This is a genomic window from Microbacterium sp. GXF0217, assembly GCF_054798195.1.
In genome coordinates, this window is sequence record NZ_JBSJZG010000001.1 from 44051 (window position 1) to 60277 (window position 16227).

15 protein-coding genes are annotated in these 16227 nt (G+C 68.6%); 13 read left to right on the top strand and 2 right to left on the bottom strand.

Annotation, left to right across the window (positions count from 1 at the left end; genetic code table 11):
• Positions 1 to 76 precede the first annotated feature (76 nt).
• On the bottom strand, positions 77 to 1255 hold the full coding sequence (locus tag ACWAT3_RS00220) for a LysM peptidoglycan-binding domain-containing protein (RefSeq protein WP_460794870.1): 1179 nt from the start codon (positions 1253 to 1255) through the stop codon (positions 77 to 79).
• A gap of 122 nt (positions 1256 to 1377) precedes the next feature.
• Here ACWAT3_RS00220 and ACWAT3_RS00225 point away from each other — a divergent pair, with 122 nt between their 5' ends.
• Entirely contained in the window at positions 1378 to 1737 is a 360-nt protein-coding gene (locus tag ACWAT3_RS00225; protein ID WP_460794872.1) for an Rv2175c family DNA-binding protein, read from the top strand.
• An 18-nt stretch (positions 1738 to 1755) separates the two neighbouring features.
• Here the strand turns inward: ACWAT3_RS00225 and ACWAT3_RS00230 are convergent, their stop codons facing one another.
• On the bottom strand, positions 1756 to 2844 hold the full coding sequence (locus ACWAT3_RS00230) for a polyprenyl synthetase family protein (RefSeq protein WP_460794873.1): 1089 nt from the start codon (positions 2842 to 2844) through the stop codon (positions 1756 to 1758).
• Positions 2845 to 2948: 104 nt separating this feature from the next.
• Between ACWAT3_RS00230 and ACWAT3_RS00235 the strand changes: the two genes are divergently transcribed.
• The 12 genes from ACWAT3_RS00235 to ACWAT3_RS00290 all read left to right on the top strand — a co-directional run bounded on the left by ACWAT3_RS00235 (position 2949) and on the right by ACWAT3_RS00290 (position 16182).
• Positions 2949 to 3335 (top strand): DUF3040 domain-containing protein, encoded by a 387-nt coding sequence (locus ACWAT3_RS00235; protein WP_460794874.1) that lies wholly within the window; start codon positions 2949 to 2951, stop codon positions 3333 to 3335.
• Positions 3336 to 3624: 289 nt separating this feature from the next.
• Positions 3625 to 4056, top strand: a complete 432-nt coding sequence (gene mraZ, locus ACWAT3_RS00240; protein ID WP_460794876.1) for a division/cell wall cluster transcriptional repressor MraZ — start codon at positions 3625 to 3627, stop codon at positions 4054 to 4056.
• Positions 4057 to 4156: 100 nt separating this feature from the next.
• A complete protein-coding gene (gene rsmH, locus ACWAT3_RS00245) occupies positions 4157 to 5095 on the top strand; it encodes a 16S rRNA (cytosine(1402)-N(4))-methyltransferase RsmH (protein ID WP_460794878.1) in 939 nt (312 codons plus the stop codon).
• On the top strand, positions 5092 to 5697 hold the full coding sequence (locus ACWAT3_RS00250) for a hypothetical protein (protein WP_460794880.1): 606 nt from the start codon (positions 5092 to 5094) through the stop codon (positions 5695 to 5697). The genes rsmH and ACWAT3_RS00250 overlap by 4 nt, the downstream gene beginning before the upstream one ends.
• A gap of 10 nt (positions 5698 to 5707) precedes the next feature.
• Positions 5708 to 7498: a peptidoglycan D,D-transpeptidase FtsI family protein gene (locus tag ACWAT3_RS00255; RefSeq protein ID WP_460794882.1), complete on the top strand. Its 1791-nt coding sequence runs from the start codon at positions 5708 to 5710 to the stop codon at positions 7496 to 7498.
• A gap of 29 nt (positions 7499 to 7527) precedes the next feature.
• Positions 7528 to 8943 carry a UDP-N-acetylmuramoyl-tripeptide--D-alanyl-D-alanine ligase gene (locus tag ACWAT3_RS00260; protein ID WP_460794884.1) on the top strand — a complete coding sequence of 472 codons (1416 nt, stop codon included), beginning with the start codon at positions 7528 to 7530 and terminating at the stop codon, positions 8941 to 8943.
• Positions 8940 to 10052 (top strand): phospho-N-acetylmuramoyl-pentapeptide-transferase, encoded by a 1113-nt coding sequence (mraY, locus tag ACWAT3_RS00265; protein ID WP_460794886.1) that lies wholly within the window; start codon positions 8940 to 8942, stop codon positions 10050 to 10052. The genes ACWAT3_RS00260 and mraY overlap by 4 nt, the downstream gene beginning before the upstream one ends.
• Positions 10045 to 11580: a UDP-N-acetylmuramoyl-L-alanine--D-glutamate ligase gene (gene murD / locus ACWAT3_RS00270; RefSeq protein WP_460794888.1), complete on the top strand. Its 1536-nt coding sequence runs from the start codon at positions 10045 to 10047 to the stop codon at positions 11578 to 11580. The genes mraY and murD overlap by 8 nt, the downstream gene beginning before the upstream one ends.
• On the top strand, positions 11549 to 12748 hold the full coding sequence (locus ACWAT3_RS00275) for an FtsW/RodA/SpoVE family cell cycle protein (protein ID WP_460794890.1): 1200 nt from the start codon (positions 11549 to 11551) through the stop codon (positions 12746 to 12748). Before murD ends, ACWAT3_RS00275 begins: the two co-directional genes overlap by 32 nt.
• Positions 12745 to 13824 carry a UDP-N-acetylglucosamine--N-acetylmuramyl-(pentapeptide) pyrophosphoryl-undecaprenol N-acetylglucosamine transferase gene (locus tag ACWAT3_RS00280; protein ID WP_460794892.1) on the top strand — a complete coding sequence of 360 codons (1080 nt, stop codon included), beginning with the start codon at positions 12745 to 12747 and terminating at the stop codon, positions 13822 to 13824. The genes ACWAT3_RS00275 and ACWAT3_RS00280 overlap by 4 nt, the downstream gene beginning before the upstream one ends.
• A gap of 12 nt (positions 13825 to 13836) precedes the next feature.
• On the top strand, positions 13837 to 15237 hold the full coding sequence (murC, locus tag ACWAT3_RS00285) for a UDP-N-acetylmuramate--L-alanine ligase (protein WP_460794894.1): 1401 nt from the start codon (positions 13837 to 13839) through the stop codon (positions 15235 to 15237).
• Positions 15238 to 15240: 3 nt separating this feature from the next.
• Positions 15241 to 16182, top strand: a complete 942-nt coding sequence (locus ACWAT3_RS00290) for a cell division protein FtsQ/DivIB (RefSeq protein WP_460794896.1) — start codon at positions 15241 to 15243, stop codon at positions 16180 to 16182.
• The last annotated feature ends 45 nt before the right edge of the window (positions 16183 to 16227 follow it).

Genomic DNA, 16227 nt, shown 5'->3' on the forward strand with positions numbered 1-16227 from the left:
GAAAGTCTACGGAGAACAGGCTGAAAGCCCCGGCAACGGCTCACCCCTGCGACCATCTCGGCGCGGGATTCCGCCGTCACCCGAGCTGGGCGAGCCACCCGTGAGCCGCCTGCTCCCACTGGCCGTAGCGCTCGGGGAAGGCGGACTTCTGGACGGTCTGCGCTGCGTCCGTGAAGCGCATGGATTCCCACCCGCCGACGTCGAGGAGCCCGTGCGTCATGGTGCCGTCCGGATTGGTCGTCCCGGTGTAGAACGCCCGGATCGCATAGTCGCGGTGGCCGATCTGCTCCGGCGTTCCCCACCCGGTGCTCGGCCGCTGCTGGAAAAGGCCGATCGAGTCGCGGTCGCCCCAGTCGAGGTTGCGCATGCCGGATTCCACCATGCTCGTCGCGAGGGCGATGGCGATGCCGCGATCCGAGACGCCGAGCTCGCGCCCGATGCCGATGATCATGAGCGCGTTCTCCGTCTGCGGAGCGTTGAGCACCGCGGACTTGGGGCCGACATCGGTGGCCGCGGTCTCCTGCTTGCCGGGGATCGCGATCTTCTGACCGGGGTAGATGATCGACGACCCTGAGAGTCCGTTCGCCGCGAAGATCGCGCTGATGGTCGTCGCGTACGTGGTCGCGATGCTCGTGATGGTGTCGCCCGCGGCGACGGTGTGCGTCGTGGCGGTGTTCGATGCCGGCGCAGGAGTCGCTGCCGGCGCAGGCGCCGGAGTCGATGCGGCAGCGCCGGCGACCCGGATCTGCTGCCCGGGGTAGATGATCGAGGCGCGTGACAGTCCGTTGGCCGCCAGCACGGCGTCGATCGTCGAGCCGTACTTCGCCGCGATGCGCGAGATCGTGTCGCCCGCGACCACAGTGTGCGTCTGCGCAGAAGGTGCTGCTGGCGTGGGAGCGGCCGGTGCGGTGCGGGCCGAGGAGGAAGCGGGCACGAGGCGCAGCACCTGCCCGGGGCGGATCATCGCGTCCGCACCCAGACCGTTCCAGGCCACGAGGTCGGCGGAGCGCAACCCGTAGGTCCGGGTGATCGCCCAGACCGTGTCGCCGCTCTGCACAGTGTGCGTCGAGGGCGTGGAAGCCGCGGCGGGCAGCGTGCGCGTGCTGAACGCGTGGACACGCTCGACCGCTCCGGTGTCGACGTCGGATGCCGAGGCCGGCGCGGCCGCGAAGGCGCCAGACAACGTGCTGAGAATGGCAGCCGGAATCCCCACCTGGAGGTGGCGGATGCGTCGGCGCATGGTCTGCTGGCTCACGGTGGGACCCCTTTGATCGCCCATCCACGCTGACACGGATGTATACGGAAGTCAACAGAAGTGACGAATGGGACACATGTGACTGCTGTGACGACATGCGCCTGTCAGCCGGAGGTGAGATAGTGAACAACGTGTCTGAGACTGTCCCCGCATCGACCCCCACCGACTGGCTGACCCTGCCCGATCTCGTCGAGGTGCTCGACGAATCGCAGAGCCGTGTGCGCCGCCTGATCGACGACCACTACCTGATCGCATCGAAGCGCAGCGGCGTACTCGCCGTGCCGGCGGTCTTCATCGTCGACGGGCACCCGCTTTCGTCGCTGCGCGGCACCATCATCGCTCTGCAGGATGCTGGGCTCACGGACGACGAGGCCATCGACTGGATGCTCGCGGAGGATGACACGCTGGGCCGCGCGCCGATCGCGGCGCTGCTCGCCGGTCACAAGAGCGAGGTCAGGCGCGTCGCGCGCACCCTGGCCTGACCAGCCCGGTCGGGCAGGTCAGGCGACGCGTGCCGTCGCCGCCCTGGCGAGATCGCGCAGCTGACCGACGGCCGCGTTGTCGAGCCGGGCTCCGGTGAGCGCGCGGTCGGCGGTCTTCGCATAGTCCGTGATGAGCTCCTCGACCCGATCGAGCGCTCCGCTCTCACGCACGGTGGCCTGCAGTGCCGCGATCTGCGCCTCGTCCAGTCCGTCGTCGCCCAACATCTCGTCCAGTACGGTGCGCGCCGGCGCCGCGAGGCGCTCACGGGTGAACGCGATGAGCACCGTGCGCTTGCCCTCGCGCAGGTCATCGCCGCTGGGTTTGCCAGTCACGGCTGCGTCGCCGAACACGCCGAGGACATCGTCGCGCAGCTGGAAAGCCATGCCGACCGGCATCCCGAAGCCGTCCAGGGCATTCAGCTGCTGGGCATCCGCTCCGGCGAGCAGAGCGCCGAGTCGCAGCGGCTGCGCGACGCTGTACCGCGCTGACTTGAACGAGATGACCCGGAGCGCGCGCTCCGCATGCTCCTCGAGCGGGTTGACGCTCCAGGCCGACTCCTCGGCGATGTCGAGGAACTGGCCGGTCGTCACGTCGCGGCGCATGCGCGCGTACTCGGCCCGGACGGCCGGCGCGTTCGGCAGGTCCCGCAGGGCGTCCTCGAGCAGATCGTCGCTCCACGCGACCAGCAGGTCGCCCAGCAGCACGGCGCCGGAGCGTCCGAAGCCCTCGGCGTCCCCGCTCCAGCCGGCCCCGCGGTGCTCCGCCTCGAGGGAGCGGTGGGCGGCAGGGCGCCCGCGTCTGGTGTCCGAGTTGTCGATCAGATCGTCGTGGACGAGCGCCGCGGCCTGGAACACCTCGAGCGCGGCGCACAGCAGCCACAGCGATTCGGGCTCGGCGGCGGTGCGATCCGATGCGCGTGCGACCGCCGTCCATCCGGCGTGGCAGAACCGTGCTCTGAGGCGTTTGCCGCCAGACAGCGTCGCAGCGGCGGCGTCGATGAACCGTCGTCCGTCGTGGCCGTAGGCAACGGATTCCGCGCGCATGCGATCCAGGAACTGGTCGAGTGCACTGGCGATGGCGTCGGCAACCGGAGAAGGGGAGGGCACTGGTCCAGCCTACGGCGCTGAGACGCGACTCCTCTCAGCCGATATCTAGCCTCGGAGGCCCGTGCACGAGTAGACTGAAGCACACGAAACCCGAGGGGGACGGAATGCCACTGTCCGAACAGGAGCAGCGTCTGCTCGACGAGATGGAACGCCATCTCCTCCAGAACGACGCCGATGTCGTCAGCGCGCCATCGGGCGATCGCGTTCTGAGCTATCGGAACCTCGTCTACGGGGCGGTTCTACTGCTCGTGGGCATCGGCGCACTCGTGGTCGGCGTGGCTCTCGCCAGCGACCTCGGCGGGTTCGCGATCGCCATCGGCGTGGTGGGCTTCATCGCGATGCTCGGCGGGGTGATGCTCGCCGTGACTCCGATCCGCCGCGCCGGCGGCTCCCTTCCCAAGCCCCCCCGCGACAAGGGTGCGCCCACGTCGTCGGCGGGTTTCATGGACCGCATGAACGATCGATGGGATCGCCGCCAAGAAGGTCGCTGACCCGCTGACCCCACTTCTCTCCACTTCGAGAACCCGGATGCCCTGAGCATCCGGGTTCTTCTCGTTTCCGGGTGGGCGGCCTCCCCGTGGCCCCACTTGCCCTCCACTGACGCTCCACTTCACTCCACGCACTGAGACCCGCGTCTTTCCGCGGATCTCTTCGGCGTTCGCTGGGGCAATGGGCCTCGCCATGCCCTTATCGACGGGATTCATCGTAGGAAAGTGGAGCAAAGTGGAGTAAAGTGGGGTATACCTCGAGTTGGCCGGGCGAAGAGGGGGGTGAAGGCCGATGTTGCTGGGGACGCACTCACCGAAGCTCGACGACAAGGGCCGAGTCATCCTGCCCGCCAAGTTCCGCGAGGATCTCGCCGGCGGCATCGTCGTCACCCGCGGGCAGGAGCGCTGCCTCTACGTCTTCAGCACGGCCGAGTTCGAGGAGCTGCACGAGCGGATCCGTCAGGCACCGCTCAGCAACAAGCAGGCCCGCGACTTCCTGCGCATGTTCCTGTCCGGAGCGAGCGCGGAGATGCCGGACAGCCAGAACCGCATCACCATCCCGGCGCACCTGCGTCAGTACGCAGGGCTCGAGAAGGAGCTCGTCGTGACGGGTGTCGGCGCACATGCCGAGATCTGGGATGCCGCGGCCTGGAACACCTACCTCGAAGGAAACGAGGAATCGTACGCAGAACTGGAACAGGAGGTGATTCCGGGATTGTTCTGACCTCGACTGTGATGCCCCGCCGCTCCCGCCCCGACACACTTCCCCGGTGCCGGGTCGTGAAGCGGAGGGGGATCAGGGTCGCAGGTCTCCCGAAGACATCATGAGCATCCGAGACATTCACACCCCGGTCCTCCTCGAGCGCTGCATCGAGTTGCTCGCTCCGGCGCTGCAGCACGACGGCGCCGTCCTGGTGGACGCCACCCTCGGCATGGGCGGGCACGCCGAGGCCTTCCTCGAGCGGTTCGAGAACATCCGCCTGATCGGCCTCGACCGCGACACCGATGCGCTGCGCATCGCTTCGGAGCGGCTCGCCCGCTTCGGCGGACGCGTCACGTTCGTGCACTCGGTGTACGACGAGATCGGACTGCACGCGCAGGGTGCTGACGGCATCCTGTTCGATCTCGGTGTCTCCTCGCTCCAGCTCGACGAGGCGGAGCGCGGCTTCGCCTACTCCAAGGACGCTCCGCTGGACATGCGGATGGACCAGACCAAGGGCACCACGGCGGCAGACGTCCTGGCGACCTACAGCGAAGGGAACCTGCGGCGCATCTTCGAACGCTACGGGGAGGAGAAACTGGCCGGCCGCTACGCCCGTTTCATCGTTCAGGCGCGTCAGCAGACGCCGCTCGAGCGGTCCGGTCAACTCGTCGATCTGCTCATCGAGGCCACCCCGGCCGCCGCGCAGCGCGCCGGCCACCCGGCCAAGCGGGTCTTCCAGGCACTGCGGATCGAGGTCAACTCCGAGCTCAGCGTCCTCGCCGACGCGATTCCTTCGGCCATGGACGCGCTGAACATCGGCGGACGCATCGTCGTCATGTCGTACCAGTCGCTGGAGGACCGCCTGATCAAGCAGGCGTTCGCCGCGGCATCCGCATCGACGGCCCCGGCCGGTCTGCCGGTCGAGCTTCCGGAGCACGCCCCGCGCTTCCGGATGCTCACCAAGGGCGCCGAGCTCGCGGGAGACGAAGAACGAGCGCGCAATCCGCGTGCGATCCCGGTGCGGCTGCGCGCCGCCGAGAAGCTGAGGGAGCGGTCATGAGTGCCGAAGCAACCGCCCGCCTGCGGCCGACTCCGCAGGCTCCGGTGCGTGAGGAGCGAGGACGCAGCCTCCGCCCCGTCGAACACGCGGTGCCGCGTCGCCGTCCGAAGCTCGTGTACGCCCTGACGGCGCTGGCCGGCGCGCTCGTGATCGGCGCCGCGCAGATGGGCCTCACGCTGGCGACGACGCATGACTCGTTCGTCGTGGCCGATCTGAAGAGCCAGCAGCGCGCGCTCGGCCTCGAGACCCAGGCGCTCGAGGAGCAGCTCGCCGGATCGAACTCGCCGCAGGCGCTCGCAAGCAAGGCGAGTGAGCTGGGCATGGTCGTCGCCGGGACCGCGTCGTACCTGCGCCTCAGCGACGGCATGGTCGTCGGCGCCGGATCCGCGGCGGACTGGTCGTCGACCGTCAATCCGAACGGATCGGGCTCCGTCGCCAACTCGCTGCTCGAGGAGCGCGCCGCCGTCGCAGCGACAGCCGCCGCATCCGAGGAGGCGGCCGAGACTGCCGAGACGGCCCCCACGGAGAACGCCGTCGTCGAGGCGGAATCCGACACGCCGCCCGCCCTGACCGACGGGCTGCCGACACCGAGCACACACTGAGACCGGAGACATGATGACGACGCGCGCAACCCGTGGTCCCCGGCGACGTACCGTCGTCGCACTCGCCGTGGTCCTCATCGTCCTCACCGCGTTCGTCATCCGCCTGGTCGACATCCAGGTGGTCTCGGCCGATGATCACGTCTCGGATTCGCTCGAAGTCGGAAACCTCGGCTCAACGACCGCCATCGCGGGCAATCGCGGCAGCATCGTCGATGCGGACGGCACCGTCCTCGCCGCGAGCACGCTCGTGTACGACGCCCAGCTAGATCCCTTCCTCATCGACAAGCTCGAGAACGACGAGAAGAACCCGCCGGAGGTCCCGTGGGCCGAAGCATCCGAGAAGATCGCCGCGATCACCGGGCAGAACGTCGATGACGTGCGCGCGCTGGTCTCGGATGCTCTGGCGAAGGATCCGGAGAGCCGCTATGCGCAGCTCAAGCGCGGCCTGAACACGGAGCAGTACCTTCAGCTGCGTGAAATCGGCGTGTCGACATACCTGTACATGGCGCCGCGCAGCGTCCGCGTCTACCCGAACGGCGCGGTCGCGGGCACGATGGTCGGCTTCCTCAACGGCGACGGCGAAGGTCAGTACGGCGTCGAGCGGATGGCCGGCGAGTGCCTGGCGCCGACCGACGGATCGCAGACCTACCGCAAGGGCAAGGACGGCGTCGTCATCCCCGGCAGTGAGACCACGACGGATGCCATCGACGGCGGAACGGTTCAGCTCACGCTCAACAGCGACCTGAACTGGTATCTGCAGCAGATGGTCGCCGAAGAGGCGCAGCGCCAGGGTGCTCAGAGCGCGACCGTCACGGTCGTCGAGGTGAAGACCGGCAAGATCCGCGCGGCCGCTGAGTGGCCGTCGGTCGACCCCAACAACGTCGACGGCACTCCCAGCGGCTACTGGACGTCGCAGATCTTCTCGAAGACCTTCGAGCCCGGGTCCACGTTCAAGGCAGTGACGGCGGCTACGATCATCGATCAGGGCGTGGCGGACTGGTCGACGGGGGTCACGGCGGAGAGCCGTGAGTACTTCCCGAACGGCGCCGAGATCAACGATCCGTTCTCGCACCCGAAGTACAACTACACGCTGGCCGGCGCCCTCATCGACTCCTCGAACGTCGCGCTGTCGAAGTACGGCGAGATGGTCTCGGCGGAAGTGCGGCACGACTATCTGGCGAAGTTCGGCGTGGGGCAGAAGACGAGCATCGGCCTGTACGGCGAGGAGCCGGGTACCCTCCACCCCGCGAGCGAATGGGACAACCAGTCGCTGTACACGACGACATTCGGCCAGCACTTCACGATCACCGCGGCGCAGCTCGCGAGCACATACCAGACCTTCGCGAACGACGGCGAGCGGATCGACCTGTCGCTCATCGAATCGTGCACGCAGGCCGACGGCACCGTCGTCGAAGCGGACGCGCCCGAGCACGAGCAGGTCATCGAGGCGAGCACCGCGGCACAGGTGCAGCGCATGCTGGAGAACGTCGCCGTTCAGGGCGGACTGGCCGAGCGCATCGAGGTTCCCGGCTACCGGATCGCGACCAAGACCGGTACCGCGCAGACCCCGGACGGTCACGGCGGATACAAGAGCGGGCTCTACGACGTGAGCATCGTGGGATACGCGCCGGCCGAGGACCCTGAGTACGTCGTCGTGGTCACGATGGACGAGCCGACTAAGCTGAGGACGTCTGCTGCCACCGCCACAGCCTTCCAGAAGGCGATGACGCAGGTGCTCAAGACCTACCGGGTGAAGCCGTCCACGGAACCGATGGACGAGCTTCTCCCCAAGTTCAACTAAGCCGGCTCACCGCCGCGCGTGGAGAAGTCATGATCGCCCTGTCGCTCACCGAGATCGCCGCTGTCCTGAAGGGGGAGCTGCGCCTGTTCGGCGACCACACGGCCGACACCGTCGTGGACGGCATCGTCGACACCGACTCCCGTCAGATGGGGTCGGGCACGATCTTCGTCGCCAAGCCGGGCGCCACGACGGACGGGCACGCCTTCGTCGGTCAAGCGGCCGACCGCGGCGCCGCCCTGGCGATCGTCGAGCATCCCGTCGATGCTCCGATCAGCCAGATCGTGGTGCCGGACGCCGTTGGCGCTCTCGCTGACCTGGCTCGGGAGGTCGTCGCACGGGTCCGGGCACTCGGCGGTCTGCGGATCGTCGGGATCACGGGGTCCAACGGCAAGACCACGACGAAGAACATGCTCGCGCGCATCCTCGAGGCCGAGGGCGAGACCGTTGCGCCGATCAACTCGTACAACAACGAGGTCGGCGCCCCCGTCACGATGCTCCGCGTCACGACCGCGACCCGCTTCCTCGTCAGCGAGTTCGGTGCCAGCGCACCCGGCCGCATCGCTCATCTCGCTGGCCTCGTCGAGCCCGATCTGTCGATCGTCCTGATGGTCGGCATGGCGCACGCCGGCGGCTTCGGTGGCATCGAAGAGACGGCCAAGGCCAAGGCAGAGCTCGTCACGGCGACCCGCCAGGGCGGAACCACCGTGCTCAACCTCGACGACCCGCGCGTCGCGGCCATGCGGTCTGCGGCCGAGGAACGCGGGATCTCCGTGATCGGGTTCGGGCAGTCGCCCTCCGCCGACGTGCGCGCGAGTGGCGTCGAGGTCTCGGCATCCGGCACACGCTGCGTCATCGAGGTCGACGGCGAGCAGGCCCACCCGCTGGCTCTTCAGGTCCTCGGTGCGCATCACGTTTCTAACGCCCTCGCTGCGATCGCCGCAGCCAGAGCGCTCGGGGTGCCGACCGCAACCGCGATCGAGCGTCTGCAGACGCTCGAGATCGCGGAGCGCTGGCGCATGCAGCCGATGGGCAACGACGACGTCCGCATCATCAACGACGCGTACAACGCCAGCCCGGACTCGATGGCCGCTGCCCTGCGCACACTGGCGCAGATCACCGGCCCCGACGAGCGCACGGTCGCCGTCCTCGGCGCCATGACGGAACTGGGCGAGGACGCGGGGGAGGAGCACGACCGGGTCGGGCTGCTCGCCGTGCGCCTCAACATCCAGCGCATCGTCGTGGTGGGTCCGGAGGCGCGGCGGCTCTACATCTCGGCCATCGGCGAGGGGTCCTGGGACAGCGAGGCCGTGCACCTCCCCGACCAGGACGCCGCCTTCGAGTACCTGAAGAACGAGTTGCGCACGGGGGACCGCGTGCTCGTGAAGTCATCCAATTCCGTAGGGCTCCGGCACCTCGGTGATCGTCTGGGAGAATTGTTCTCGTGAGGTCCCTGCTTATGGCGGCGGCGATATCGCTCGCCTTCACACTCTTTCTGACTCCGGTCTTTCTGCGTCTGTTCCGCAAGTGGGGCTGGGGGCAGGTGATCCGCACCCCCGACGCGATCGAGAACCCGAGCCACGAGGCCAAGCGCGGCACCCCGACGATGGGCGGCGTGATCTTCATTGTCGGCACGATCGTGGGCTATTTCACCGGCATCTACGCCGGCGGCAGCGAGCCGACGCTCTCGGCGATGCTCGTGCTCTGGCTCATGGTCGGCTTCGGCGCCGTCGGCTTCATCGACGACTTCATGAAGGTGCGCTCTCAGCGCAGCCTCGGCCTCTCCGGCTGGCGCAAGGTGGTCGGCCAGCTGCTGGTGATGATCCCGTTCGGCATCCTCGCGCTGAACTTCCCGAACGAGCTCGGCAACACCCCCGCCAGCGGATACGTCTCCCTGTTCCGCGATATCCCGTGGCTGAACCTCATGGCTGGAGGCCTGGTCCTCGGCTGGGCGCTCTACCTGATCTGGATCTCGGTGATCGGCGTCGCCACCTCCAACAGCGTCAACCTCACCGACGGACTGGACGGCCTCGCCGCCGGTGCCGGCGTGTTCGTCGTCGGCGCCTACAGCCTGATCGCCTTCTGGCAGTTCAAGCAGGTCTGCGGCGAGGGTGTCGATCCGTCCGTGGTGTCCGCCTGCTACGAGGTGCGCGACCCGTTCAGCCTCGCGATCGTCGGCGCGTCCTTCGCCGCCGGACTCATCGGCTTCCTCTGGTGGAACGCGCCGAAGGCCAAGGTCTTCATGGGCGACGTCGGATCCATGGCCATCGGCGGCGTCATCACCGCCATGGCGATCCTCAGCCGCACCGAGCTGCTGCTGTTCGTGATCGCCGGCGTCTTCGTGCTGTCGTCCGGGTCCGTGATCCTGCAGCGCGCCTACTTCAAGATCACCCGCGGCAAGCGCCTGTTCCTGATGAGCCCGTTCCACCACCACCTCGAGATGCGCGGCTGGCCCGAGGTCACGATCGTCGTGCGGCTCTGGATCATCGCCGGACTCCTCGCGGTCTCGGCCGTCGGTCTGTTCTACGTCGAGTGGCTGAGCCAGGTCCATGACTGACGCCCGCCTGGACGCGCTGACCAGCTGGCATGCCGACTGGAAGGGCCTGCGCGTCGCGGTGCTCGGGCTGTCGGTCACCGGGTTCTCCGTCGCAGACACGCTCACCGAGCTCGGCGCCGACGTCCTGGTGCTCTCCGAGAGCGCGAGCGAGGAGTACGAGCGTCTCGTGCCGGTCATCGGTGCAGCGCTGGAGATCGGACCGCTCTCCGACGTTCCCGAGGCGCTGCGTGCGTTCGACCCCGAGGTCGTCATCGCTTCCCCGGGGTTCTCGCCGTTCCACCCCGTGATCCGGTGGACGCAGGAGACCGGCATCGCCCTCTGGGGCGACGTCGAGCTCGCGTGGCGCGTGCGCGACAAGGTCGTCCGCCCCGATGGCTCACCGGCCGACTGGGTCCTCATCACAGGAACGAACGGCAAGACGACTACGACGCAGCTGACCGCGACGCTCCTCGTCGAGGGCGGCCTTCGCGCGGCGCCGTGCGGCAACATCGGCATCCCCGTGCTGGATGCGGTCCGCGACCCTGCCGGCTTCGACGTGCTCGTCATCGAACTCTCCAGCCACCAGCTCTGGTATCTGGGGCAGAGCTCGGCGGTCGCCGAGCTGCACCCGTACTCGGCGGTCTGCCTCAATCTCGCCGACGACCATCTGGTCTGGCACGGCAGCGCTCAGGCCTATCGGGATGCCAAGGCGATCGTCTACCGCAACACCCGCATCGCGTGCGTGTACAACAAGGCGGATGCCGCGACGCGCCTCATGGTCGAAGAGGCCGAGGTCACGGAGGGCGCCCGCGCGATCGGGTTCGATCTCGGCGTGCCGGGGCCCAGCGACTTCGGCGTCGTCGACGGGATCCTCGCGGATCGTGCCTTCCTCGACGATCGCGCGAACAGCGCGCTGGAGCTGACGACGCTCGACGACCTCGCGCTCGCGGGGCTCTCGGCGCCCCACGTGGTGCAGAACATTCTCGCCGCCAGTGCCCTCGCCCGATCGCTCGGCGTCGAGCCGGAGGCGATCACGCGGGCACTGAGCTCGTTCCGCCTGGATGCGCACCGCATCCAGGTCATCGCGCGTCACCGCGGCATCACCTGGATCGACGATTCCAAGGCCACCAACCCGCACGCGGCCGCGTCCTCGATGCGGGCCTATCCCGGAGCCGTCTGGGTGCTCGGCGGCGATCTGAAGGGCGTGGACATCGCGGATCTCATCGCGGATGTCGGACCGACGGCCGGCGCCGCGGTGGTCATCGGCGTCGACAGGAGCGAGGTCGTCGCGGCATTCGCACGACACGCGCCGACGGTGCCGGTGTTCGAGGTCGTCACTGGCGACACTGGAGAGGTCATGAACCGTGTCGTGGAGATCGCGACCGGGATCGTCGATGGGGAGGGTACGGTCCTGCTGGCCCCCGCCGCGGCATCCTTCGATCAATTCTCCAGCTATGCGGATCGCGGCCACCGCTTCGCCGAAGCAGTGCAGGGATGGATCGACAGGGGGAGCGCCGATGACGCAGGTGGCTCGCCCGAAGCGCACTGAGTCCGGATCCGGTCTCGCCGCCCGCGTCTCACTGGGGCGCCTGCTCACTCCACCGTCGACCGAGTTCGTCCTGATCGTCTCGGCAGCATTGCTGTTGACCGCCTTCGGAATCGTGATGGTCGTCTCGGCGACGGCTGCCACGGAGAGCGGCACGATGGACACCGCCATCAAGCAGGGGCTGTTCGCGCTCGTCGGCATACCGATGATGTTCCTGGTGAGCAGGATGCCGGTCGACTGGATCAAGAAGCTCGCCTGGCCTGCCCTGATCGCAGCGACCCTCATGCAGCTGCTCGTGTTCACTCCGCTGGGTGTGGACTCGGGCGGTAACCGCAACTGGATCAAGATCGCCGGCTTCACGCTGCAGCCGTCGGAGTTCCTCAAGCTCGCGCTCGCGCTGTGGATCGCGTACGTTCTGCTGCGCAAGCAGACCAGGCTCGCGGTGTGGCATCACGTGTTCATCCCAGTGGTCCCGGTGTCGGTGCTCGTGATCGGATCGGTTATGGCCGGTGAGGACCTCGGCACGGCGATGGTGCTCGTGCTCGTCCTGCTCGCCTGTCTGTTCTTCTCCGGCGTCAAGCTGCGCCTGTTCATCCTGCCGCTGCTGGCCGGCGCCGGCGCCGTGCTGTTCTACGCGCTCTCCAGCGACAACCGCATGAAGCGCATCACGGCGCTGTGCGCGAACGTCGACCCCGTGGCGGACCGCGAGACGTTCGACAACATCTGCTATCAGGCCATCCACGGCTTCTGGGGCATGGCGACGGGCGGCATCTTCGGCCTGGGCCTCGGCAACTCGCAGGAGAAGTACGGCTGGCTGCCCGCCGCCGCGAACGACTACATCTTCGCGATCGTCGGCGAGGAGCTCGGCCTCATCGGCTGCATCGTCGTGATGGCGCTGTTCACCGTGTTCGCGATCGGTGCGTTCCACATCATCCGCAAGACGGACGACCCGTTCATCCGGGTCGCCGCCGGCGGGATCACGGTCTGGATCATCGGTCAGGCGCTCATCAACATCGGCGTCGTGATCGGCGTCTTCCCGGTCATGGGCGTGCCGCTGCCGTTCATGTCGCAGGGCGGTACAGCGCTGCTGTCGGTGCTGCTCGCCTGCGGTGTGCTGCTGGCCTTCGCGCGCACGATCCCTGCAGACGGACGGGGTAGGGTCACCAGGTGACCACGTACCTGCTCGCCGGCGGAGGCACCGCCGGACATGTGAACCCCCTGCTCGCCGTGGCCGACGGTCTCCGTCTGCGCGACGCGGACGCCGACCTTCTGGTGCTCGGCACCGCTGAGGGGCTCGAGGCCCGTCTGGTGCCCGAGCGCGGCTACGAACTGCTGATCGTCGACAAGGTCCCGTTCCCCCGCCGTCCCAACAAGCAGGCCGCCGCGTTCCCTGCGAAGTTCCGCAGAGCCGTCCGCCAGGTGCGCGAGCACATCCGCACGCGCGGCGTCGATGTCGTGATCGGCTTCGGCGGCTACGCGGCAGCTCCCGCGTACGTCGCCGCCCGCCGCGAGGGGATTCCGTATGTCGTGCACGAGGCCAACGCCAAGCCTGGGCTCGCGAACAAGCTCGGTGCGCGTCGTGCGGCCGCGGTCGGGGTCGCCTTCGACGGCACGCCGATGCGCGGAGCGGACGTCGTCGGCATGCCGCTGCGCCGTGAGGTCATCGAACTCGACAGGCGGGCCGTCCGCGCCGAGGCCGCGGCGGCCTTCGGGCTGGATGCCGATCGCCCTGTGCTGCTCGTGTTCGGAGGCTCGCTCGGCGCGCAGCGCCTTAACGACGCGCTGGCGGACTCCTGGCAGGACATCCTGGATGCCGGTTGGCAGCTGCTGCACGTGACGGGGGAGCGCAGCGACCTCGCCGACCCCGGCGCCGAGGGGTATGCCATGCGCCGCTACGTGGATCGGATGGATCTCGCCTTCGCGCTGGCCGATCTCGTCGTCTCGCGTTCCGGCGCCGCGACGGTCAGCGAGATCAGCGCGCTCGGCCTGCCGGCGCTGTACGTGCCCTATTCGGTCGGCAACGGCGAGCAGCGGCTGAACGCGGCATCCGCGGTCGCTGCGGGCGCGGCCCGTCTGCTCGACGATCCGACGTTCTCGGGTGCGACTGTGCGCGACGTCGTGGTTCCGCTGCTGGGCGACGCCGATCGCATCGCGGCCATGGCCGCGGCTGCCGACCGGGTCGGCACGCGAGCCGGCACGGAGAACGTCATCGCACTGGTCGACCGTGCACTCGGCAGCCCCGCCTAAACTGGGAACGACATGATCAGACCTGACCTCACCCTCCCGATTCCGGAGTCCATCACCGCCGCGCACTTCATCGGCATCGGCGGCTCCGGCATGAGCGGACTCGCGAAGATGTTCCTCGATGCCGGCATCCGGGTGTCCGGTTCGGACCGCGCGGACAGCGCTGCGCTGCGTGCCCTCGCGGATGCCGGGGCCACCGTCCACATCGGCCACGACGCCGCACAGTTGGGCGATGCGGACACCGTGATCCACACCGGCGCGATCTGGCCGGAGAATCCGGAGTTCGTCACCGCCAAGGAGCGCGGCCTGCACGTCATCCACCGTTCGCAGGCGCTGCACTGGCTGATCGGCTCGCGCCGTCTGGTCTCGGTCGCCGGCGCGCACGGCAAGACCACGTCGACGGGCATGATCATCACGGCTCTGCGCGCGCTCGGTGCCGACCCGAGCTTCGTGAACGGCGGAGTCATCGAGCAGCTGGGCGCATCCAGCGCTACCGGCGCCGATGAGCTGTTCGTGATCGAGGCCGATGAGTCGGACGGCACCTTCCTGCTGTACGACACGGCCGTCGCGCTCATCACGAACGTGGACCCCGACCACCTCGACTTCTACGGCTCGGACGAGGCGTTCCACGACGCCTTCGTCCGGTTCGCGGATGCTGCGACCGAAGCCGTCGTCATCTCGAGCGACGACCCGGGCGCGCTCCGCGTCGCAGCGGGCATGTCGCATGCGAACGTCATCACATTCGGCCTCGCCGACAGCGCGGATCTCCGGATCACCGACATCGACACCACCGGTCCCGTTTCGGCGACGCTCTCCCGAGGCGGCGAGTCCGTTCGGCTGCAGCTGGCGGTGCCGGGTGCGCACAACGCGATCAACGCCGCGGGCGCCGTGGCGGTGCTGCAGTCCCTCGGCTACTCGCTCGCCGATGCGGCGCACGCGCTGGAGGGCTTCGCGGGCACGGTGCGGCGCTTCGAGCTGCACGGCACCGAGCGCGGCGTGAGCGTGTTCGACGACTACGCGCATCACCCCGCTGAGGTGCAGGTCGCCCTCGCCACTGCCCGCAGCGTCGTCGGCAGCGGCCGGGTCATCGCGATCCAGCAGCCGCACACGTATTCGCGCACGCAGCACATGTTCCGCGAGTTCGCCGAAGTGCTCGAGCAGGGCGCCGATCACACCGTCATGCTCGACGTCTACGGCGCGCGCGAAGACCCGGTGCCCGGCGTCACGGGCGAACTGGTCAGCGGCGCCTTCGCCGACCAGGGCAACGTGCACTACGTCGCGGACTGGCAGGAGGCCGCCGATTACACGGCGAGCATCGCGCGCGAGGGCGACTACGTCCTGACCCTCGGCTGCGGCAACGTCTACCAGATCATCCCGCAGGTGCTGGACGCGCTCCGGCAGACACCAGAGGACTAACGGATGCGCCGGCCAGCGCCCCTTCCGGTCGCACCGGACGAGCAGCCGTCCGATGACCAGCCGCCGGTCCGCCGCGGCGGCCGCACGCGTGACGAGAAGTCGGAGGCGGTCGTCTCGACGATCGCTCCGACCGACGCCGCCGACACATCCGGCGAGGCGGATGCCGGCATCCAGGAGGAACCGCGCGAGCCGACGCTGACCCAGCGGGACGTCTGGCGCGCCGCCCGTGCGCGCCGCAAGGCGCTCAAGACCGAGATCCGCCGATTCACCCAGCGCTCGCGCCGTCGGCGCATGATCTGGCTCGGCACGCTCGGCGCGCTCGTGCTGCTGATCGGCGGCACGGCGCTGGCGGCATACAGCCCGCTGTTCGCCGTCGAGAAGGTGACGGTGATCGGGGCGTCGTCACTCGATCCGGCGCAGATCGAAGCCGCTCTGGCCGGCCAGATGGGTACGCCGCTGGCATCGGTGGACGCGAGCGAGGTCAAAGCAGCGCTCATCGCCTTCCCGCTCATCGAGACCTACGCGCTCGAGGCGAAGCCCCCGCACGAGCTCACAGTGCGGATCGTCGAGCGCACACCGGTCGGGGTCCTCAGTTCGGATGCCGGATACACCCTCGTGGATGCCGCCGGCGTGGCACTCGCGACGACCGACGCCCAGCCGGCCGGGCAGCCGCTGCTCGAGATCGAGGGCGGGACCGAATCAGCGGCCTTCGAAGCTGCCGGTCTCGTCGTCCGGTCGCTGCCGGCCGATCTGCGCGCGCAGCTCACACGCGTCGTGGCGTCGTCGACCGACGACGTGACTCTCACGCTCGGGGAGAAGTCGGTCATGTGGGGGAGCTCCGAGGACTCGGCGCTCAAGGCGCTCGTGCTGTCGCGGCTCGTCGCCGCCAATCCGGAAGCGCAGACCTTCGACGTCTCGACTCCCGCCGTCGGCATCGCGGGCTGATCGCACCCGGGGCCCTCTCAGCGGCTTCTGCGAGAGCGATTGCGA